Origin of the sequence: Streptomyces sp. NPDC005492 (assembly GCF_040605995.1) — a bacterium.
GTDB lineage: Bacteria > Actinomycetota > Actinomycetes > Streptomycetales > Streptomycetaceae > Streptomyces.
On record NZ_JBEXDX010000048.1, the window covers coordinates 15,241 to 35,108 of the forward strand.

General features: G+C 71.3%; 18 protein-coding genes and 3 tRNA genes. 10 read left to right on the forward strand and 11 right to left on the reverse strand.

All coding sequences use genetic code 11. The features are described 5' to 3' along the window. The first annotated feature begins 99 nt into the window (after window positions 1–99). Window positions 100–516 (forward strand): SsgA family sporulation/cell division regulator, encoded by a 417-nt coding sequence (locus tag ABZT04_RS38475; protein ID WP_356063288.1) that lies wholly within the window; start codon window positions 100–102, stop codon window positions 514–516. A gap of 1 nt (window position 517) precedes the next feature. Here the strand turns inward: ABZT04_RS38475 and ABZT04_RS38480 are convergent, their stop codons facing one another. After that, the gene (locus ABZT04_RS38480; protein WP_356063291.1) at window positions 518–1,351 is read right to left on the reverse strand and encodes an isocitrate lyase/phosphoenolpyruvate mutase family protein; all 834 of its coding nucleotides are present in this window, start codon (window positions 1,349–1,351) and stop codon (window positions 518–520) included. A 338-nt stretch (window positions 1,352–1,689) separates the two neighbouring features. Between ABZT04_RS38480 and ABZT04_RS38485 the strand changes: the two genes are divergently transcribed. The 4 genes from ABZT04_RS38485 (at window position 1,690) to ABZT04_RS38500 (ending at window position 6,316) form a co-directional block, all read left to right on the forward strand. After that, window positions 1,690–3,309 carry an ABC-F family ATP-binding cassette domain-containing protein gene (locus ABZT04_RS38485; RefSeq protein WP_356063294.1) on the forward strand — a complete coding sequence of 540 codons (1,620 nt, stop codon included), beginning with the start codon at window positions 1,690–1,692 and terminating at the stop codon, window positions 3,307–3,309. Window positions 3,310–3,443: 134 nt separating this feature from the next. Beyond that, a complete protein-coding gene (ddaH, locus tag ABZT04_RS38490; protein WP_356063296.1) occupies window positions 3,444–4,220 on the forward strand; it encodes a dimethylargininase in 777 nt (258 codons plus the stop codon). Window positions 4,221–4,435: 215 nt separating this feature from the next. After that, window positions 4,436–5,410, forward strand: a complete 975-nt coding sequence (locus ABZT04_RS38495) for an acyl-ACP desaturase (protein WP_356063299.1) — start codon at window positions 4,436–4,438, stop codon at window positions 5,408–5,410. A 57-nt stretch (window positions 5,411–5,467) separates the two neighbouring features. Beyond that, on the forward strand, window positions 5,468–6,316 hold the full coding sequence (locus ABZT04_RS38500) for a hypothetical protein (protein ID WP_356063300.1): 849 nt from the start codon (window positions 5,468–5,470) through the stop codon (window positions 6,314–6,316). A gap of 3 nt (window positions 6,317–6,319) precedes the next feature. Here the strand turns inward: ABZT04_RS38500 and ABZT04_RS38505 are convergent. Then, a tRNA-Trp gene (locus ABZT04_RS38505) sits at window positions 6,320–6,395 on the reverse strand. A 90-nt stretch (window positions 6,396–6,485) separates the two neighbouring features. Between ABZT04_RS38505 and ABZT04_RS38510 the strand changes: the two genes are divergently transcribed. After that, on the forward strand, window positions 6,486–7,889 hold the full coding sequence (locus ABZT04_RS38510) for a hypothetical protein (protein ID WP_356063304.1): 1,404 nt from the start codon (window positions 6,486–6,488) through the stop codon (window positions 7,887–7,889). Next, window positions 7,890–9,716, forward strand: coding sequence for an AAA family ATPase (locus tag ABZT04_RS38515; protein WP_356063306.1), 1,827 nt, complete (start codon window positions 7,890–7,892; stop codon window positions 9,714–9,716). Here ABZT04_RS38515 and ABZT04_RS38520 read toward each other — a convergent pair. From ABZT04_RS38520 to ABZT04_RS38540, 5 genes are all read right to left on the reverse strand, one after another. Continuing rightward, window positions 9,694–10,911: a ribonuclease inhibitor gene (locus ABZT04_RS38520; RefSeq protein WP_356063309.1), complete on the reverse strand. Its 1,218-nt coding sequence runs from the start codon at window positions 10,909–10,911 to the stop codon at window positions 9,694–9,696. The genes ABZT04_RS38515 and ABZT04_RS38520 overlap by 23 nt on opposite strands. Next, a complete protein-coding gene (locus ABZT04_RS38525; RefSeq protein ID WP_356063311.1) occupies window positions 10,908–12,260 on the reverse strand; it encodes an SDR family oxidoreductase in 1,353 nt (450 codons plus the stop codon). The genes ABZT04_RS38520 and ABZT04_RS38525 overlap by 4 nt, the downstream gene beginning before the upstream one ends. 30 nt (window positions 12,261–12,290) lie before the next feature. Then, window positions 12,291–12,362 (reverse strand) — tRNA-Asp (locus tag ABZT04_RS38530). 9 nt (window positions 12,363–12,371) lie between these two features. Then, a tRNA-OTHER gene (locus ABZT04_RS38535) sits at window positions 12,372–12,444 on the reverse strand. Window positions 12,445–12,502: 58 nt separating this feature from the next. Beyond that, a complete protein-coding gene (locus ABZT04_RS38540) occupies window positions 12,503–12,748 on the reverse strand; it encodes a WhiB family transcriptional regulator (RefSeq protein ID WP_355919662.1) in 246 nt (81 codons plus the stop codon). Window positions 12,749–13,020: 272 nt separating this feature from the next. Between ABZT04_RS38540 and ABZT04_RS38545 the strand changes: the two genes are divergently transcribed. Next, window positions 13,021–13,812, forward strand: a complete 792-nt coding sequence (locus ABZT04_RS38545; RefSeq protein WP_356063314.1) for a VOC family protein — start codon at window positions 13,021–13,023, stop codon at window positions 13,810–13,812. Window positions 13,813–13,835: 23 nt separating this feature from the next. Here ABZT04_RS38545 and ABZT04_RS38550 read toward each other — a convergent pair whose 3' ends face one another. The 3 genes from ABZT04_RS38550 to ligD all read right to left on the reverse strand — a co-directional run bounded on the left by ABZT04_RS38550 (window position 13,836) and on the right by ligD (window position 16,924). Beyond that, window positions 13,836–14,882 carry a LacI family DNA-binding transcriptional regulator gene (locus tag ABZT04_RS38550; RefSeq protein ID WP_356063317.1) on the reverse strand — a complete coding sequence of 349 codons (1,047 nt, stop codon included), beginning with the start codon at window positions 14,880–14,882 and terminating at the stop codon, window positions 13,836–13,838. 85 nt (window positions 14,883–14,967) lie between these two features. Continuing rightward, entirely contained in the window at window positions 14,968–15,897 is a 930-nt protein-coding gene (locus ABZT04_RS38555) for an ornithine cyclodeaminase family protein (protein ID WP_356063320.1), read from the reverse strand. 4 nt (window positions 15,898–15,901) lie between these two features. Beyond that, window positions 15,902–16,924, reverse strand: coding sequence for a non-homologous end-joining DNA ligase (ligD, locus tag ABZT04_RS38560; RefSeq protein WP_356063323.1), 1,023 nt, complete (start codon window positions 16,922–16,924; stop codon window positions 15,902–15,904). A 75-nt stretch (window positions 16,925–16,999) separates the two neighbouring features. Between ligD and ABZT04_RS38565 the strand changes: the two genes are divergently transcribed. Continuing rightward, window positions 17,000–18,070 carry an ATP-dependent DNA ligase gene (locus ABZT04_RS38565; RefSeq protein WP_356063326.1) on the forward strand — a complete coding sequence of 357 codons (1,071 nt, stop codon included), beginning with the start codon at window positions 17,000–17,002 and terminating at the stop codon, window positions 18,068–18,070. Between the two features lie 127 nt (window positions 18,071–18,197). Continuing rightward, window positions 18,198–19,187, forward strand: coding sequence for a DUF3048 domain-containing protein (locus ABZT04_RS38570; protein ID WP_356063329.1), 990 nt, complete (start codon window positions 18,198–18,200; stop codon window positions 19,185–19,187). A gap of 20 nt (window positions 19,188–19,207) precedes the next feature. Here the strand turns inward: ABZT04_RS38570 and ABZT04_RS38575 are convergent, their stop codons facing one another. Further along, window positions 19,208–19,672 carry a MarR family transcriptional regulator gene (locus tag ABZT04_RS38575; RefSeq protein ID WP_356063331.1) on the reverse strand — a complete coding sequence of 155 codons (465 nt, stop codon included), beginning with the start codon at window positions 19,670–19,672 and terminating at the stop codon, window positions 19,208–19,210. Between the last annotated feature and the right edge of the window lie 196 nt (window positions 19,673–19,868).

Consider the following 19,868-nt stretch of genomic DNA (forward strand, 5'->3'; position numbering starts at 1 on the left):
GCGGGCGCATCCACTCGGGGGTCCGTTCCGGAATTCGTTCGGGGAGTCCGACCGGCCGTCACCGCAGTCCGCACCGCCGTCACACAAGGGAGCAAGGCGTTGTCCATCGTCATCGAGCAGCCCGTAGAGGCCCGTCTCGTCGCCGCCGCACCGCGGATGCCGAGCATTCCCGCCACCTTGCACTACGACCGGCGGGACCCCTTCGCCGTCCGGATGACCTTCCCGGCGCCGGCCACCCTGGAGGGCGTCGAGGTCTGCTGGACCTTCGCCCGCGAACTCCTGGCGGCCGGTCTGCACGGCGCCGAGGGCCACGGCGACGTCCGGGTGCGGCCCTACGGCTTCGACCGCACCGTCCTGGAGTTCCACGCCCCTGAGGGCACCGCCGTCGTGCACATCCACTCGGCCGACGTGCGCCGCTTCCTGCGGGCCACCGACGAGCTGGTGCCCGCCGGTCTCGAACACCTCCAGCTCGACCTGGACCACGACCTCGCCGAGCTGATGCGGGACGCCTGCTGAGCTACTCCCCCGAGCCCAGCAGCGAGTTCAGCTCCCCGTAGCCGAGCCCTCCCCGCAGCGTGTCGTAGGTACCCGTGTCCAGCAGCTCCCGCGCGGCACGGCGGACCACGGCGTACGCGGCCAGCGCCACAGTGGAGCCCGCGCTCACCCGCGCCACGCCCAGCGCTGCCAGTTCGGCGACCGGCGGTGCGCCGTGACCGACCAGCACATTGAGCGGTGCGTCGATCCCGTCGGCGAGTTCCTTGACCGTTCCCGGGTCGACGGCCCCGGGCACGAAGATCCCGTCGGCGCCCGCGGCCCGGAAGGCGGCGGCCCGCTCCAGGGTCGCGTCGACTCCCCCGGCGCCCCGCAGAAACGTGTCGGTGCGCGCGTTGATGAACAGCGCCACCCCCTCGGCGTCGGCGGCCGCACGGGCGGCGGCGATGCGCTCGGACTGCTCGGCGACGGACCGCAGGACGCCCGCACCCCCGTAGAGCGCGTCCTCGATGTTCACCCCCACCGCACCCGCCGCGAGCACCGCGCGGACCGTGTCGGCGACGCCCGCCGCGTCCTGCGCGAAGCCGCTCTCGATGTCGGCGCTCACCGGTACGGCGACCGTCGCGGTGACCCGGGCGACCGCTTCCATGGCCCGCTCCCGGTCCAGATGGTCCCCGTCCGGGACGCCGAGCGCCCAGGCGAGGCCCGCGCTGGTGGTCGCCACGGCCGCCGCGCCCGCGTCCTCGGCGATGCGGGCGCTCGCGGCGTCCCAGGCGTTCGGAAGGACGAGCGGACGCCCCGGCACATGCAGCGAGCGGAAGGCCTGCGCCCGGTCACGGAGGATGTTCTGGTTCGTCATGGGCCCCACTGAAGCAGCCTCAGGTGCGCTCCGGCTGGCAGGAATGCGACGTCGTGGTGTCGGCCGCAGGCCCCCGTTTAATGCGTTGACAGCCGCCGAGGGGGTTCGTAGCGTTTCCCTCGGTCCTGTTGCCGTCGATTGGAGAAGGACGTTGCTCGTCTGAGGTTCTGAGACACCGCGTCACACACCCCTGAGGTGTGTTCTCGTCGTGTTCGACCTCGGCGTTCGAGCCGTCCTTGCGGAACAGGGCCTTTCCCGTGCCCTCCAGGACCAGTCTCCCGCCCGCGGTGTCTCGATACGCGTCTGCCCCGACCGCATCAAGCAACCGCGAGGCCCTCATGCATACCTCCGTCACCTGTACGTCCCTCTCCTTCGCCTGGTCCGACGGCACCCCCGTGTTCGAGGAGCTCGACGTCGCCTTCGGAGCCGGCAGAACCGGTCTGGTCGGCGTCAACGGGTCAGGAAAATCAACCCTGTTGAAGCTGATCGCGGGCGAACTCACCCCGGCCGACGGCCTGGTGCGGGTGGCCGGCGAGGTCGGTTACCTCCCGCAGAGCGTCACGCTCGACACCGCCCTGCGCGTCGACGAGGCACTCGGCATCGCCGCGCGACGCGCCGCCCTGCACTCCATCGAGGCCGGTGACACGGCCGAGGAGCACTTCGAGACGCTCGGCGACGACTGGGACGTGGAGGAGCGCGCGCTCGCCACCCTCGGCGAACTCGGGCTCGGACACATCGACTTGGACCGCACCATCGGCGAGGTGTCGGGCGGTGAGTCGGTGCTGCTGCGCCTGGCCGCGCTGCTGCTCGGCCGGCCGGACGTCCTGCTCCTCGACGAACCGACGAACAACCTCGACCTGTACGCCCGCAGGCGGCTGTACTCGGCCGTGGCGTCCTGGCCGGGGGTGATGATCGTCGTCAGCCACGACCGTGAACTCCTGGAACTCGTCGACCACATCGCCGATCTGCGCTCCGGGGAGGTCACCTGGTACGGCGGCAACTTCTCCGCCTACGAGGAGGCCCTCACCACCGAACAGGACGCCGCCGAGCGGATGGTGCGCGTCGCCGAGGCGGACTTCCGCCGACAGAAGCGCGAACTGTCCGACGCCCAGGTCAAGTTGGCCCGGCGCAAGAAGTACGGGCAGAAGATGTACGAGCAGAAGCGCGAACCGAAGATCGTCATGGGCGCGCGCAAGCGGGCCGCACAGGAGTCCGCCGGCAAGCACCGCATCCTGCACGAGGAGCGGCTCACCGAGGCGAAGGAGCGCCTCGACGAGGCGGTGGAGGCCGTCCGGGACGACGACGAGATCCGCGTCGACCTGCCGTACACGGCAGTACCGCCGGGTCGGCAGGTCCTCACGCTGCTGGACCTGGAACTCGCGTACGGCGCGCGGGTGGGCGGGCTCGATCTGCGCGGGCCGGAGCGGATCGCGCTGATCGGGCGCAACGGCGCGGGCAAGACGACGCTGCTGCGCACGATCGCCGGGGAGCTGGCGCCGGTGTCGGGCGAGGCGACCACGCATGTCCCGCTGCGTTTCCTGCCGCAGCGGCTCGACGTCCTCGACGACGAGCTGACGGTGGCCGAGAACGTGGCACGGTTCGCGCCGGGCGCCACCAACAACCGGGTCCGGGCGCGGCTGGCCCGCTTCCTGTTCCGGGGTGCCCGCGCCGACCAGAAGGCGGCGACACTGTCCGGCGGCGAACGCTTCCGGGCGGCACTGGCCGCGCTGATGCTGGCGGAGCCCGCCCCGCAACTGCTGATGCTGGACGAGCCGACGAACAACCTCGACATGGCGAGCGTGCGGCAACTGACCACGGCACTGGAGTCGTACGAGGGGGCGTTGATCGTGGCCAGTCACGATCTGCCGTTCCTGGAGTCGATCGGCATCACCCGCTGGCTGCTGCTGGACGGGGAGCTGCGGACGATCACGCCGGAGGAGGTGGAGGACCCGGTGTAGCGCCGCCCGTCGCATTGCAGGAGGGCCACAGCCGCACTCCAGGGGTTTTGTCGGCACGGACGGGTGACGCATGATGGCCAACCGGTGCCGCGACACAGCGCCGAAAACGATCACGCCGATACGGAGACCCGCTCGTGCCCAGCAAGAAGGCCCTCGTCCGCCGCCCCAGCCCGCGCCTGGCCGAAGGGCTGGTCACGCACATCGAGCGGGAGAAGGTCGATGTCGAGCAAGCCGTCGAGCAGTGGGAGGCGTACGCGCAGACGCTGCGGACGCACGGCTGGGAGACGATCGAGGTGGAAGCGGCCGACGACTGCCCCGACTCCGTGTTCGTCGAGGACACGGTGGTCGTGTACAAGAACGTGGCGCTGATCACCCGGCCCGGCGCCGACTCCCGGCGCGAGGAGACCGGCGGGGTCGAGGAGGCGGTGGCCCGGCTCGGCTGCTCGGTGAACTGGATCTGGGAGCCGGGCACCCTGGAGGGCGGTGACGTCCTCAAGGTCGACGACACGATCTACGTCGGCCGCGGCGGTCGGACGAACGCGGCCGGGGTGCAGCAGCTCCGGGCCGTGTTCGAGCCGCTCGGGGCGCGGGTGGTCAGCGTGCCGGTGAGCAGGGTGCTGCATCTGAAGTCGGCGGTCACCGCGCTGCCCGACGGGACGGTGCTCGGGCACATCCCGAAGGTGGACCGGCCGTCGCTGTTCCCGCGTTTCCTGTCGGTGCCCGAGGAGGCCGGCGCTCATGTGGTGCTGCTCGGCGGCGACAAGCTGCTGATGGCGGCGAGCGCGCCCAGGACGGCCGACCTGCTGAGCGACCTCGGCCATGAGCCGGTCGTGGTGGACATCAGCGAGTTCGAGAAGCTCGAAGGATGTGTGACGTGCCTCTCGGTCAGGCTCCGGGATCTGTACGCCTGACCTCGTGATCGAATCCCCCGTTCGGTGCCGGGACCTGCGACCCTGGGGCCGGGGGGATTTTCGCGGGCACATGGTCTGAACAGCGATCTTTTACAGCGTCCTTAACCTACGGTCTCGTAACCTACGGTTTCGTAGCCTACGATTCCGTAAGTTCCACAGATTCCGGCCCCGCTCGCCGGCTGTTCAGTTCTGTACCGCGTCCCCCTGGAGTCCCCGTGACGATCACTTCCCCGCACCTCGGCAGCCCCGCAGTCTGGACCGACGCCAAGCTGTTGTACGCGCTGGAGGAAGTCGTCGAGCAGGAGCTCAACCGGCACCTGAAGGTCACCAAGGACTGGATGCCGCACGAGTACGTGCCGTGGAGCGACGCCCGTAACTTCCCCGGATTCTTCGAGGACGGCGAAGCCTGGGGCAAGGAGCAGTCCAAGGTCACCGAGATCGGCCGGATCGCCCTCGTGGTGAACCTCCTCACCGAGGACAACCTCCCCAGCTACCACCACGAGATCGCGTCCCTCTTCGGCCGCGACGGCGCCTGGGGCACCTGGGTGCACCGCTGGACGGCGGAGGAGGGCCGGCACGGCATCGTGATGCGCGACTACCTGCTCGCCTCCCGCGCGGTCGACCCGGACAAGCTCGAGGCGTTCCGCATGCAGCACATGAGCGAGGGCTTCGAGTCGGACAACCGGCACTCGATGCTGCACTCCGTCGCCTACGTCGCCTTCCAGGAGCTGGCCACCCGGGTGTCGCACCGCAACACCGGCCACCAGTCGGGCGACCCGGTCTGCGACCGCATGCTGGCCCGTATCGCGACCGACGAGAACCTCCACATGGTCTTCTACCGCAACCTCCTGAAGGCCGCGTTCGAGCTCGCCCCCGACCTCACCATGCAGGCCGTGCGGGACGTCCTCGTCAACTTCCGGATGCCCGGTCACGGCATGCCCGGCTTCGAGCGGTTCGCCGCGCAGATGGCCATCGGCGAGGTCTACAACCTGCGTATCCACCACGACGACGTGATCCAGCCCGTGCTGCGCTTCCTGAAGGTCATGGACATCGACGGTCTCGGCCCCGAGGGACAGCAGGCGCAGGAGGAGATCGGCCTCTACATGGGCGGTCTGGACTCCGAGGCCTCCAAGTTCGACGAGAAGCTCGCGACCCGCAAGGCCCGGATGGCGGCCCGCGCGAGCGCCTGACCGGCGCCGACCGAATCCCCGATGCCAGGGGCCGCCCCGCTGCGGCATCATGCCGCCATGCGTGAGAACAGCCCGTCAGGGGCGGCCGTCGGCTTTCTGCTGGGCCTGATCGACAGCGAAGACGCCGAGCGGATACGGCGGCGGATCGGCCTGCCGGAACCGGCCGGTGAGGAGTCCCCCGAGGACCGCGGCAGCACAGACCTCTGGTCCTGGACGAGGACGGCCGTCCCGACCTCCGTGCTGCTGTGGGTTCTGGAGGAAGACGATCCGGAACTGAACCAGTGGGTCTGGCGGCACGTCTCCGCGGACACCGCCATGCGGCGTGCCATCGCGCGGGGTGTGCCGTTCGGCCCCGCGCCCAAGGGGCCGTTGACCGTCGCCACCAGCGTGCGACGGGAGGACGATCCGCCGGTCCCCGAGAACTTCACCCGCTTCGGCCTGGTCGGTGCCCTGCGCGAGGGCACCTCCATGCGGGCCGCGCGGGCGGCCGCGTCCATGGTCCTGGAGCGCTCCGACTGGCGGACGGTCACCGAGGCGGACCGGGATCGCCCCCTGCCCGGTTACGCCCGCTGGGCACTGTCGATACGGCCGGACTGCCCGCCCGAACTGCGCGCGCGGTTCGGCACCCACCGCAAGTTCACCCACCGGGTCGAGGAAGCGGGCGTGCTGGACGGCCCCGCCGACTACGCCACCGCCTGGGGCCCCGCGTCACACGTCCTGAAGGTGCTCTCCATGGGGCGGCTGCTGTTCCCCGCGCGCGTGGGCGACGCCGAGGCCGCGCTACGCCCGCTCGTGCGCGACCACTTGGGCGGCCGCGAGGACGCCTGGGCGGTACTGGCCCAGCTCGTCGACACCTTCCACGGGAACGCGGTGGAGCTGGTGGTGACGGCGGGCGCGATCGCCTGAGGGGGCGGGGTGGCTGGATTCGAACCAGCGTGTTCCGGTTGTGGAGACCGGTGCGCCTGCCTCTGCGCTACGGCCCCGCCTTGGGACCGGAGCGTAATGCCTTGGCCCGTTGTCAGTGCGGCCTGGTACCAATGAGGCACTGGGGGAAACACGGCGCGGGGGGCGTGGGATGGCGTACGGGGAGCGGGGTCGGCGTACCCCTGTGGTCGATCTGGCCGACCGCAGGGCGCTGGAGCGGTACCGGCCGGCGGACCCGGCCGCGGTCGCCGAGGCACGGCGGCTGAAGGAGGCCGCGCTGCTGGACTTCGGGCTGACCGAGTCGGCGGTGGCGTCGTGGCTGTACGCGAAGTGCCACCACCAGATCCCGACCACGGCGGTGGACACGGCGGCCGTGGTGGCCTCCGGGGACGGCTCCTGCCTGCTGCTCTTCAACCCGGACTTCTTCGTCCGACTCGGCCTGGACGGCGTCAAGTTCGTGCTGTTCCACGAGGCCCGGCATCTGGTGCAGCGCCATCTGTTCGCCGACCCCGAGCTGCGCGACGACCCGGTGTTCGAGCTGGCCGCCGAGGTCTCCATCAACCATGTCGCCCTGGTCCGCCTCGGCCGCCCCGCACTGCCTTTGCTGGACGGCCGGCCCACAGGCATCGACCCCCGCGAGATCCACGGGCTGTACCGCGAGGACCTCACCGCGCACGGCCTGGAGCCGGTGCCGTACGAGGAGTTCACCGCGACCGACATGAAGGTCTACGGCGAGCTGAAGCGGATGCGGCATCCCCCGGTCCCGGAGCGGCGGCTGTGCGTGCACCTGGTGGACGGGGCGGTACCGGCCGACCAGGAGACCGTGGACGCGGTGACCTCGTCGGCGCTGCTGAACTCCCTGCTGGCGGCCCGGCGCGGACACGCGGGCGCGGAGCGGGAGTTGCTCGACCTGATGGGGCGTACGGAAGACGGCTCCGCGCGGGCCGCCCGGATCTGGGGGAACCTCGGCGCGGGCGTCCTGCGCGGCGAGACGGCAGGCACGCGTACGGTCCACTGGTGGCAGCGCTGGCTCGTCGACGTCCTCGGCTCGAAGCTGCGCGACGGCGAGCGGCTGGTGTACCCGAAGAAGCGCGGCGCGCTGCTCACCGCCCTCGGCCAGGACCCGATGCTCTCGCGGCGGGGCCCGGTCCGGGACAAGGTCCTGGTCGTCGCGTACGACACCTCGGGCTCGATGCCGCAGCAGGTGATCACCTGGCTCACCGAACTCGTCGGCCGGATCGACGGCGTGGAGGCGCACTGGCTGTCCTTCGACGCCGTCGTCATGCCGTTCAACCCGGGCGAGCGGGTCTACGGCGGTGGCGGCACCAGCTTCCAGGCGGTCGCGGACTACGTGGAGGGGCGCACGGAGGTCGACGGCCGTCGGCTGGACGTCACCCCGGACGCGGTCGTGGTCCTCACCGACGGGTACGCGCCGCCGATCACTCCGGCCGAGCCGGACCGGTGGATCTGGCTGATCACCGAGGGCGGCAGCGAGTGGCCCGAGACGCACACCCCGGCGATGGACTGCCATCGCGTCACGACAGGATCGCGGTAGATGAGCACGGACACAGGGCAGTTGAGGGCCGCGGAGGGCGAGGGCGAGCGGCGCGAGGTCTCGCGTCTCGAGTCGTTCATCGACGCGATGATCGACCTGGGGCAGACCGGGCAGGTCTTCGGCGAGCACGGCATCGGCAAGACGGCGACGTTCTTCTCCCACATCGGCCGCGCCCACCCGGGGACCGCGTTGGTGTACGTCCCGGCGGCGAATCTGACACCGGACGACCTGCTGGTCAACGCGCCGGTGCGGGACCCGCACACCGGTGAACTCGTGCTGCGCCAGCTCGTGATGAGCCAGTTGAAGCCGGGCACGCCGTTCGTGCTGCTCATCGACGACTCGCTGCAGGCGGGCGACACGATCCAGTCGCAACTGATGCAGGTCGCCTGCAACTGGACTCTCGGGGAGCACGATCTGCGGGCCCTGGGCTGCGTCGGTGTCTTCCTCACCGACAACGAGTCGCTGTCCGAGACCTCGGCCCGGCGCGGTGACCTCGCGCTGCTCGACCGCATGGTCACGATGCGGATCACGGCGAACGACACGTCCTGGCGCCGGCATCTGGCCGCCAAGTACCGCCCGTGGGACCTCCGTCCGGTGTTCGCCGTGTGGGCGTCGCTCTCCCCCGCGCTGCGCGAGCTGCTGTCCCCGCGCACGCTGGACCACGTCCTGGCCAACGCCAAGGAGGGCTTCCCGCTCCGCTGGGGCCTGCCCCTGATCGACGGCGAGCGGCTGCGCCTGGCCGAGCCGGGCCCCGACAGCAGACCCGGGCAGAACCGCACGGCGGAGATCCTGGACCGCGTGGCCGAGGCCCTCGGTGTGCCCAACCCGGCCACGATCCCCGACCCGGTACGGCAGGTGGTGCGGGCAGCGCTGCGCAACCGCTGGACGGTGCTGCTCCAAGGCCCGCCCGGCTGCGGCAAGACGGAGCTGGTCCGGGAGACGGTCCGCGCGGGGCTGGGCCGGGAGCCGCTGTACTTCTCGCTCCCGGTGACGAACGTCGAGGACCTGTGCGCGCCGATCCCGGCGGCGGACGGCACCCTGGACAACCTGCTGGCCGCGAACTTCACCGGGTCGGCGCCCAAGGCGATCGTGTGGGACGAGTACAACAGGCCCAAGGACAAGGCCGCGTTCGCCAAGCTCATGGAGATCACCCAGGAGTGGTCGCTCGCCGGACGGCGGATCGAGAACCTGCGGGCGCAGATCGCCGTCCAGAACCCGCCGTACCATCTCGGTCGCAAGCTCCTGGTCTCGCGCAACAACATCGCCCAGGCGACCCGGTTCACCGCCTCGCTGACGGTGGAGCCGCAGGACATCCCCGCCAACGAGTGGCTGCTGGCGCGCTACGGCCCGGACGCGGAGACGGTGTTGGAGTGGTGGAAGCACGACATCGACGACGACGGCCGCGCCTGGATCACCAAGCGCACCCTGGAGCGGCTCATCAAGCTGCACCGGCGCGGGCTGCCACTGGAGATGGCGACGGTCTATCTCGGCGACGGCGAGTACGCGCCCGTGCCGCTCACCGCGCTGATCGACCGTTTCAAGGGCCGCCCGGTCACCGGCCTGCGCGAGCTGGCCCGTGACGCGGACCGCTGGGAGGCCCGGCTGCGCCGGGCGGCCGAGCTCACCGACGAGGGTGGCGACGACAGCGATGTGGTCCACCAGATCCTCGCCAACGCGGAGTTGTCCCAGCTCAAGAAGCACCGCGCGGTGGTGGCCCGCCTGGTGGCCCTGCTGCCGGCGAAGCTCCGGGCGACCTATCTGGTGGGGGCCTCCGAGCAGCAACAGCGGTTCTGGACGGACGTGTTCACGGGGTTGGCGCGTCGCTGACCCCGTGCCCGGCCTCTCCCGGCCGTGCCGTGCGGTGCACGCTGCGTACGGCGGCCACGTCGGGGGCGAGCGGTGGTGCGGGGAGGTGGGCGGTGAGGGACTCCAGGCGGCGCTTGATGCTGGCGGCGATCCCCTGGCCGAGGACGAAGCGGGTGGGGGTGATCGCACGCGGTGCCGTGTCGAGGAGGCGGTGGGCCTCGCGGCTGCGCATCCCGGTGTGGGAGAGGACGAGATGGCCGAGCCGGTGCTCGGCGCCCGCCAGGGCTTGGGCGATGGTCTCGGCGGCGGACAGATCAATGTGGTTGTCGGCCGCTCCGAGGACGGCCGCCGCCCGGACCCGGCCGAGGTCCAGGACACCGACCCCGGCCGCGGTGGCCGCCGTCACCAGCCGCGCCGTGCCCCGCGGACCGATGCCGTTGCTGGCGACGGACAGCCGCGTGAGCCGTCCGTACGGCGCCCGCTCCAGGGCGTCGGCCAGCCGGAGGGCGCCCGCGTCGCCCAACCGGGCGGCGGAGACGTAGAGTTCGTCGATCGCGCCCGCCGCGACGACGGCGGCGAGGGGCACGGCGCCGTCCGCGTCGAGCGGATTGCCGCCGACGAAGAGGCGCTCGATCCGGCGCCCGTTGCCGGCGGCGGCGAGCAGCGCGTCGGCGAGGACGGTCACGCCCGCCGGGTCGAGCCCGGTCTGCACGAGGTCGAGCGTGCGCAGCGACCGTGCGGAATCGATGAGTTCGGCCGCCGCCCGCCCGCCTCCGCTGCCCAGCGGGTTGCGCTTGAGCCACACGCCGGTGACGACCTGCGGTGAGGCCCGCAACTGGTCGGCGATCCGGCAGGCGCCACCGGCCGTGATCCCGTTGCAGCCGAGGTAGAGCGTCTCGACGTCACCGCTCCCACCGGCCACGGCCTCGGCGCCCTCGTCACCGAGGCCGTCGGTGCCGAGCAGCAAGTGCCGTACGGGCGAGGGGCCTTGGCTCAGCGCCTCGGCGACCAGCGCGGCGCCCTCCGCCCCCAGTTCCTGCTTGCACAGATCGAGCCGTCCGTCCGGCAATGCCGTCCCCACGGTGAAGTCGAGCCGCTCGCCGGCCGGCCGTCCGGCCCGCAACCAGTCGAGCAGCGGCCCGAGTTCGGCGACCGGGCGGGGCACGACGGACGGCACTCCGGCGAAGCGGTCCGCCGCCGAAGGTCCTCGCCTCACCACGCCGCCTCCCGGTAGTCCTTGAGGAACACCCCGGACACGGGGTCCCCGGACTCGCCGCGCACGATGGGGTCGTAGACGCGGGCCGCGCCGTCCACGACGTCCAGCGGGGTGCGGAAGCCGGCCTCGGCGATGCGGCCCTTCTTGGGCGCGGGGTTCTCGTCCGTGATCCAGCCCGTGTCGACGGCGCACATGTGGACGCCCTGGTCGGCGAGTTCGGCGGCGCTGGTGCGGGTGAGCATGTTGAGCGCGGCCTTGGCCATGTTGGTGTGGGGGTGGCCGGCCGTCTTGTTGCGGACGGCGAACCGGCCCTCCACGGCGGTGACGTTGACGACGTATCTGCGGGGCCGCGGCGAGGCGAGCAGCAGGGGCAGCAGCCGGTCGCACAGCAGGGCGGGGGCCAGCGCGTTGACGAGCTGGGTCTCCAGGACCTCGGCCGGATCGAGGGCGCCCAGGCGCGCTGACCAGGAGTTCTCCGGAGACGGGTCGGGCAGCAGACCGGCCTCGTCGGCCTCGCGCAGCACGACGGGCAGCGCCGAGGCCCCGCCCGCGAGCATCCGCATCGGGGTGAACCCCGGCGCCTGCCGTGCCCCCTCGGGCAGTGCGTCGCGCTCACCCGCGGCCAGCAGCGCGTACGACCGCGGAGGGCGCCGCACGGTCTGCGCGGCGTTGTTGACGAGGATGTCCAGCGGTTCGCCCGCTTGCCGCAACTCCTCGCACAGGCCGAGGACTTGACGCGGGTCGCGGAGGTCGACGGCGACTACGGTCAGCCGGTCCAGCCACTTCTCGCTGCCGGCCTGCGCGCGGAACCGGCGCACGGTGTCGTGCGGGAACCGCGAGGTGACCAGCGTCTCGGCACCGTCCCGCAGCATCATCAGCGCCAACTGGAACCCGATCTTCACCCGGCCGCCGGTGAGCAGCACCCGGCGACCGCTCAGGTCCGTACTCAGCGCGCGACGCGCGGTGTTGTCGGCGGCGCACTCGGGACACAGCCGGTGGTAGAAGGAATCCACCTGTCGATAGGGCGACTTGCAGACATAGCAACCGCGCGGCTTGCGGTAGACACCCCCGGCATCACGATGAGCCGGTTCGGCCGTCGGGCTCAGCGGGGCGTCCTCGCGGCGGTCCACCGACCCGGTCGCCGTCGCGGCCATCACCGCCGCGTCGGCCGCGGACAGGTCGGCGCTACGGGCCTTGCGGCGCCTGAGTCGTCCGTCCCGGGCGAAGGACGCGGCGACCTGTTCCGCCCGCAGGCGCACCGGATCGTCGACGGGCAACTCCCGCAGCCTGCCCACCGCGTGGTGGAAGGCCGCGAGCTCCGCCTCGGTGATCCCGCCCTCGTCAGTCATCGTTCCCCGCCCCGGCCGTGCCCTGGAGTGGGGCCCCGGCCGGATTCGAACCGGCGTATCCACCCTGACAAGGTGGCGAGTCTGCCTCTGCTCTACAGGGCCCCGAACGCAGCCCGGGGATCGGATTCGAACCGACGTGGTTCGTCTGAGCAAGACGCGCGCCTGCCTCTGCGCTACGCCCGGGTGCGCCCCCGGATCCTAACCGCACTCCCCCGCGCGAGCCGCACCGATGAACGCCCCGGTCAGTGCGAGCCCCGTCTGATCTCCAGGCGCTCCTTCTCGGAGAGACCGCCCCACACGCCGAAGCGTTCGTCGTTGTCGAGGGCGAACTCCAGACAGGCGGACCGGATCGGGCACATGCCGCAGATGCGCTTCGCCTCCCGGACGGAGCTGCCGGGCTCGGGGAAGAAGAAGTCCGCCCCGGTCTGCGCGCACAACGCCTCCTGCTGCCAGTCCAGGTCGGGCGAGGTGATCGTGTCGATGTGCATGCCCAAAAGCGTGCCGTGCGGCGAAAAACGTTCGATCAACGCGGGATCAACGCCGCGTTCCAAGGCCTCCTGCCACCCCGATGGTGACGCCGCGTCCGCGAGGGCGCACGGCGGCGCGCGGAACCACAGGAAAACACGGAGAACTTCCGCGGTCACCGAGGGTGAACAAGGCGCCCGGACCGGCTCACCGCGGCGCTCCGGCAGCGATTGTCAGTGGGCGGTGCCAGACTCGGCACTGCAGAGAACGGGCCCCTTCAATGAGGAGGGCAACAATGCTCACCACCCGTTTCGTCAACGGCGCTCCCAACTGGCTGGATGTCGGCTCACCCGACATCGACGGCGCCATCTCCTTCTACGGCGGTCTCTTCGGCTGGCGGTTCCAGTCGGCGGGACCCGAGGCCGGCGGCTACGGCTTCTTCCAACTGGACGGAAAGACCGTCGCCGGCGGTATGCCCCTGCCCCCGGAGCATGACTCGTCCGCCTGGACCGTGTACTTCCAGAGCCCGGACGCGGAGGCCACGGCCAAGGCGGTGGAGCAGGCGCACGGCACGGTGCTGTTCCAGCCCCTGGACGTGATGGGCCAGGGGCACATGGCGGTCCTCGCCGACCCGGCGGGCGGCGCTTTCGGCGTCTGGCAGCCGGGCCTGACCAAGGGCGTCGACGTCGCGGGTGAGCCCGGTTCGCTGACCTGGGTCGAGCTGTACACGCCGGACGTCGCGGCGGCGGCCGCTTTCTACCACGCCACCCTGGGTCTGGAGACCTCGGCCGCGCCCATGCCGGGCGGTGAGTACACCTGTCTCAACCCGTCCGGCGCCGGCGAGGAAGCGATGTTCGGCGGTGTCGTCCCGCTCGACCTCGATCCGACCGGGGCGGCCGCCAGGGCGTACTGGCTGGCCTACTTCGAGGTCGCCGACGTGGACGCCACCGTCGCCAAGGCGCTGGAGACGGGCGGCAAGGTCACCGTGCCCGCCGCGAGCATGGAGGGCGTCGGCCGCATGGCACAGCTCACCGACCCGCACGGCGCCCGCTTCGCGATCATCAAGAGCGAACCGCCGCAGGGCTGACTCCGTGCCCGGAGGGGGCGCGTCTACGCGGAGGCGCGGTGGACCAGTGTGGTCGGCAGGATCACGCTGGACGGCGCGCCTCCGACGCCCTCGCGGGTGGTCCGGCGGTCGAGGCCGCGCAGCAGCAGCCGGGCCATCAACCGGCCCATCTCCTCTATGTCCTGACGGACCGTGGTGAGCGGCGGCTCGGTCTGCTCGGCGATCGGGAGCATGTCGTCGAAGCCGATCACGGCCACGTCCTCGGGCACCCGCAGCCCCTCCTCGCGCAGCACCTTCAGGGCGCCGTAGGCGGTGAGGTCGTTGGCGGCGAACACGGCGTCCACGTCGGCGCAGCGGTCGAGGAGTTCACGCATCGCGCGCTCGCCGCCGCCCGGGGTGAAGTCGCTCTCGACGATCAGCCGGGGGTCCGCGTCGACCATGACGTCCCGGTAGCCGTCGAGCCGGTCCACCGCGGATGTCTGGTCGAGCGCACCGGTGATGTGCGCGATCCTGGTGCGGCCGAGCCCCACGAGATGGCGTACGGCCTCGCGGGCGCCGCCCCGGTTGTCGCAGTCGACGTACACGGTGGGGCCCAAGCCGCGCGTCCCCTCGCTCCAGGAGGGCCGGCCGCCGAACACCGTGGGGACACCGGCGCGTTGGATCAGTCCGGGCAGCGGGTCGTCGAGGTGCAGGGAGAAGGCGAGCGCGCCGTCCACATGGCCGCCGGCGAGATAGCGGCCGACGCGGGCGTGGTCGTCGCGGCCTTCCGTGAGGAGCAGCACGAGTTGGGAGTCGTGGGACGTCAACTCCTTGCTGATGCCCCGGAGTTGCATGGCGAAGAAGGGGTCTGCGAAGACGCGGGCCTCCGGTTCGGCGATGACCACGGCGATGGCGTCGTGCCGCTTCGTCACCAGGCTGCGGGCCGCCTGGTTGGGGACGTATCCCAGCTCCTCCACGGCCTGCCGGACCCGCTCGACGAGTGGCTCCCGCACCCCGTCCCCGCCGTTGACCACCCGGGACACGGTGGCCCGCGACACCCCGGCCCGCGCGGCCACGGCCTCCAGCGTGGGACGCGCTGCTGCCTCGGTCACTTCTGGCCCCCCTCGTTGCTGCGGCTCAGGATAGCCGCGGCCCCACCCGAAGGTGAGAGCGCTCCCAACTCGACCGGGCCCCGGCTCACCCCAGCAGATTCACCCGCCGTCCCACCCCGTCCCGCTCCGCCCGCTCGTAGGCCAGCCAGGCGAGCGCCAGGTCCTGCCACGGCAGTCCGACGGGGGCGTAGACGGAGCGGCTGGTGGTGTCGGCCCGTCCCGGGTGGCTGCCGCGCAGGACGTCGCCGAGTGTGGTGTCGATGTCCGTCGGGGCCAACGCGCCTACGGACGCGACCAGTTGGCGGTCGTCCACGACGACCAGGGCCGCGCCGAGCAGATCGGCGGCGAGTTCCCGCTTGCCGGGCTCGTCGGCGCCCAGGCTGGTGAGGTGTTGTCCCACCCTGGTGTCGGCGAGGGACAGCAGCGGAGTGCGGGACCAGGTCGCGAGCAGGACGATGTCGGCGGCCGAGGCGATCTCCGTCGCCGATCCCAGTACCCGGCCGCCGTGCCGTACGGCGAACTCGGCCGCACGCTCGAAGTCCGTGTCGTGGACGACGAGTTCACCGTACGGCCGCAGGGCGCCCAGCCCTCGGACCATCAGCTCGGCCTGTGCCCCGGCGCCGATCACCCCCACCACCGCCTTCTGGTCCGGGCGTGCCAGGACGTGGGTGCCCAGGGCCGCCGCCAGTCCGGTCCGCCACGCGGTCACCGTCGCCGAGTCCAGCAGGGCGAGCAACTCCCCGTCCGTACCGCTGTGCAGGCAGATCACTCCCCTCAACGCGGGCCGCGCGTCGGGGAACTTGGCGTTGACCTTCACCGTGTAGGCCTCGATGCCGGGCAGCAGTCCGGGTATGAGGGCGGTGGCCGTACCGGGGAACGGCAGGTCGGTGCGCACCCGTTGGCCCGGGATCGCCGGCGCGGCACCGGTGGCGAAAAAGCCCTCGCGCAACGCGGTCAGGCAGTCCGAGGGGTCCAGCAGGGCACTGAGGTCGCTTCGCGTCAGCAGGCGGGTCATCCGCTCATGATCCCCCGGGGTCCTTCTTCGCCCTGCTCGGCTGTACCCGCTTGGGCTCCCCCGGCATCTTCGGATATTCCGGCGGGTAGGGCAGATCGCCGAGCCCGTGGTCGTGTTCGTCGCGGCGGGCGAGTTCGAGGAGGGCGTCCAGCGAGAAGCGGTGGTCGTCCATGTCGGCGTGCACATCGCCGAGTTCGGCGAAACGGGCCGGCATGGTCGCGAGGTCGAAGTCGCGGGGATGCGCGGAAGGGACCTCGTCCCAGCGCAGCGGTGCCGAGACGGGGGCGTGCGGGCGGGGCCGTACGGAATAGGCGGAGGCGATGGTGCGGTCGCGGGCGGTCTGGTTGTAGTCGACGAAGATGCGCTCGCCGCGCTCCTCCTTCCACCACTTGATCGTCACGTGGTCGGGCATCCGGCGCTCCAGTTCACGGCCCACCGCGATGGCAGCGCGGCGGACCTGGGTGAAGGTCCAGCGCGGTTCGATGGGGACGAAGACGTGCAGGCCGCGTCCGCCGGAGGTCTTGGGGAAGCCCTTCAGACCGCCGAACTCGTCGAGTACGGCGCGGAGTTCATGGGCGGCACGGACCGCGTCGTCGTAGTCGGTGCCGGGCTGCGGGTCGAGGTCGATGCGGAGTTCGTCGGGGCTGTCGACGTCGTCGCGGCGGACCGGCCAGGGGTGGAAGGTGAGCGTGCCGTACTGGGCGGCCCACAGCACGGCGGCCTCCTCGGTGGGGCACATCTCGTCGGCGCTGCGTCCGCTGGGGAAGGTGATGTGGGCGGTCGGGATCCAGTCGGGCATGTTCTTGGGCGCCCGTTTCTGGAAGAAGTTCTCGCCCTCGACGCCCTCCGGATAGCGCTCCAGGGTGGTGGGACGGTTCCGCAGGGCACGCAGGATTCCCGGGCCGACCGCGATGTAGTAGCGGGCGAGGTCCAGCTTGGTGAAGCCGCGCTCCGGGAAGAAGATCTTGTCGGGACTGGACAGCCGTACCGTCCGGCCGCCCGCCTCCAGTTCCACCGCTTCGCCCATGCGAGCCACCGTAGGCCCGTCGCACAGACATCGCATACCGGGCGACAAGCACCGTACGAGAGCACAATCGGAACCATGGATCTGCCGGTGATGCCGCCCGTGAAACCGATGCTCGCCAAGTCGGTGGCGAGGATTCCGCCGGGCATGCACTACGAGGCGAAGTGGGACGGCTTCCGGGCGATCGTGTTCCGCGACGGCGACCAGGTCGAGCTGGGCAGCCGCACCGGAAAGCCGCTGACCAGGTACTTCCCCGAGCTGGTCGAGGCGCTGAAGGAGCGGCTGCCGGAGCGTTGTGTGCTGGACGGGGAGATCGTGATCGCCCGGGAGGGGCGGCTCGACTTCGACGCGCTGACCGAGCGCATCCACCCGGCCGACTCGCGGGTGCGGACGCTGGCCGAGCGGACCCCTGCCTCCTTCGTCGCCTTCGACCTGCTGGCCCTGGCCGAGGAGTCGCTGCTGGACGTGCCGCTCGGCGACCGCCGGGCGCTGCTCACGCTGGCGCTGTCGGACGTGACCGCGCCCGTGCATCTGGCACCCGCGACCACCGACATCGAGGTGGCCCGGCGCTGGTTCGAGCAGTACGAGGGGGCCGGGCTCGACGGTGTCGTGGCCAAGCCGCTGGATCTGCGCTACCGCCAGGACGAGCGCGCCATGTTCAAGATCAAGCACGAGCGGACGGCGGACGTGGTGGTCGCCGGGTACCGCCTCCACAAGAGCGGACCCGTCGTGGGTTCGCTCATCCTCGGCCTCTACGACGAGCAGGGCACCCTGCAGCACGTGGGGGTGTCCGCCGCCTTCACCATGAAGCGGCGCGCCGAGCTGATCGAGGAGCTGGAGCCGCTGCGCATGGCCGACCCGTCGGGGCATCCGTGGGCGGCCTGGGCGGAGGAGGCGGCCCATGAGACGGCCCGGCTGCCGGGTGCGCCGAGCCGCTGGTCGAACAAGAAGGACTTCTCCTGGGTGCCGCTCGCTCCGGAGCGGGTGGCCGAGGTGGCGTACGACCACATGGAGAACGGCGTGCGCTTCCGGCACACGGCGCGTTTCCGCCGCTGGCGCCCGGACCGGACGCCCGAGAGCTGCACCTACGCGCAACTGGAGGAACCGGTCCGCTACGACCTCGCGGAGATCCTCCGCCCGCCGGAGTGACCTCTTCCGGATCTTCGGGTGGGCCGATCGGCCCATTCGACGCGCACAATCACAACCGGACGGGTATGACCACCAATGAACTTATAAGAGCACAATCGAAAACACAGACTTGGTGGCAACGGTGGGCATGGGACAGAGGGCGCCCCGGCGTCGCGGCGCGAGAAGAGCGGCACTGCTGGCCGCCACGATGACGGCCTCCCTGGCGGTGGGCTGCACGGCACATCACGGCCGCCCCGCCGACGACGGACGCGGCGAGAGCCACTCCCCGACGCAGAGCCCGAGCAGTGGCGGCACGATCACCGCCGCCGGTCCGGTGCTCGCGGTGAAGATCGACAACGTGCCCGAGGCCCGCCCGCAGACCGGCCTGGACGCCGCGGACATCGTGTACGCCGAGCAGGTCGAGGGCGGACTGAGCCGCCTGATGGCGGTGTTCGCCACCAAGCTCCCGAAGTCCGTCGGACCGGTGCGCAGCGCCCGGGTGTCCGATCTGGAGCTGCTGCGCCAGTTCGACGAACCGACGCTCGCGTTCTCCGGGGCGCAGCACAAGCTGCTGCCGCTGATCGCCAAGGCGCCGCTGCGGTCCGCGTCGCCCGAGCAGGTGTCCGGCGCCTACTACCGGGGGGTCAAGAAGTCGGCCCCGCACAATCTCTATCTCCGTCCGGACAAGCTGCTCTCCGCCGCCCCGGGCCCGGCGGCCCTGACGACCGGCTTCCGCTACGGCGCGGCCCCTGCGGGCGGCAAGCCCACGGCCTCCCGCACCGTGCGCTATCCGGCGGCCCGCTTCACCTTCTCCTGGTCCGGGGACAAGCACCGCTGGCTGGTCACCGAGGACGGCACGCCCACCGTGACGACCGCCGGCAAACGGCTGGCTCCGGCGACGGTCGTCGTGCAGTACGTGCGGATCCGCAAGTCCCGCTATCACGACGTCCTCGGCAACAACACGCCCGAAACCGTGACCGTCGGCTCCGGGAAGGCGGACGTGCTGCGGGACGGTCGTACGTACAGCGTCGACTGGAAACGGCAGAAGGCCACCGACGGAACGGAGTTCACCACCTCGGACGGCACACCCGTCAACTTCGCGAAGGGCCAGGTGTGGGTGGTGTTCGCGAAGGCCTGACACCGTGGAGCGGTGACGGGTCAGCGCTGGGCGGCGAGGGGTTCCGCGGGATTGCGGAGCCCCTCCGCCGCGTCCGCGACCCGCTGGATGAGGTCGAAGAACACGCCCTGTTCGGCGGCGGAGAGCGGGGCCAGGAAGACCTGGTTCATCCTGGCGGTACGCACGATCAGCTTGCGGTGGGTGCGCATGCCGTCGTCGGTCAGGCGCAGCAGAAATCGGCGGCCGTCCTGCGGATCGCGACACTTGTCCAGCAACCCGCGTCGGATCAGCCGGCTGATCACCTCGGCGATGGTCGACCGGTCCAGGCCCACCCGCTCCCCCACCGTCCGCTGGTCCAGCCCGGGCTCGTCGGCGAGCGCGTTGAGCACCGCGAACTGCGGCGAGGTGATCTCCTCGGAGACCATCGTGTTCCACAGCAGATAATGCGCCTGCTGCAGGCGCCGGGCGAGGTGCCCGGGGTGGGTGGTGAGGTCCACCGCGGCCATGTGCCCTCCCGAGGTCTATTCATCCGTGCACTGAACAATACCCGGATGCCCTACGGCCGAGTCCAGCCCCGCGCACCGGGTTGACCTCGCTGTTCTCCCGGGTCTTGACGCGGAGCCCGCACAGTGACAGCGTGAAGAAAACTTCACCGAAATGCTCAGTGCCCTGACCAGTTGCTGACCCGGGCGCTCGGACGGG